1 protein-coding gene is annotated in these 882 nt (G+C 45.8%); it reads left to right on the forward strand.

Translation table 11 applies throughout. The features are described from left to right. Positions 1–95: 95 nt before the first annotated feature. Positions 96–858 (forward strand): IS5-like element ISSpu10 family transposase gene (locus ACQ661_RS12670; RefSeq protein ID WP_011789342.1). Its coding sequence is split into 2 segments (ribosomal slippage): positions 96–299 and positions 301–858, totalling 762 coding nucleotides; the frame shifts between segments, so codons are not numbered across the junction. The last annotated feature ends 24 nt before the right edge of the window (positions 859–882 follow it).

Consider the following 882-nt stretch of genomic DNA (forward strand, 5'->3'; position numbering starts at 1 on the left):
AAACTAGGGCTTGTTGATCTTTCGTGATGGATTATTAGACAGCATGATGGGCTGGTATAATTACTTTCGCCAAAAACTAACCATGACAACCCATCATGCCAAGAACAATGTTAACAGACGAGTACTGGTCAAAGCTAATCAGATTGATGCTTAAAACGGGCCGCGTATATGACAAGCCGGAACACAGAAATACTTTCGAAGGCATTTTGTATCGGATGCGGGTCGGTTGCCCTTGGCGCGATGTGCCAGAAGCTTTTGGAGATTGGAGCGCCATCTACCGGCGTTTTAACCTGTGGTCTAAAAAAAGGCATTCTAATGCAGCTATTCGCAGAGTTAAGGCAATTGGCTGATTTAGAGTGGGAATTTATAGACGGCAGCATCGTCAAAGCGCATCAGCATGCGACAGGTGCTCGCTCAGAAGATAAAGAAGCGATTGGGAAAAGTCGTGGTGGCAACACGACGAAAATCCATATGGCAGTGGATAGTTGCGGCTTGCCAATAGATTTTATTGTGACAGGCGGTGAGGTTCATGACAGTAAAGCAGCCATAGAATTACTAAAACAGCTGCCTGATGCCGAACACGTTATCGCTGACCGGGGCTATGATAGCGAGAAGATACGAGAGCAGATCCGAGAAAAAAAGGGCGTCCCTAACATACCGCGCAAGCGTAATTCGAAGATTGGTAATGGCGATATTGACTGGTGTCTGTACAAATATCGCCATCTGGTTGAGAACGTGTTTGCCAGGCTAAAACATTACCGCTCAGTAGCAACAAGGTATGATAAATTAGCCCGGAATTATGCAAGTACACTGGCCTTGGCTTGCTGCCTTATATGGCTGCCAATGTGGGTTGGCTAAATTATGAACAGCAAAGATCAACAG

The sequence above is a fragment of the Pseudidiomarina sp. WS423 genome (assembly GCF_050750165.1).
GTDB classification, from domain to species: Bacteria; Pseudomonadota; Gammaproteobacteria; order Enterobacterales; family Alteromonadaceae; genus Pseudidiomarina; species Pseudidiomarina fusca.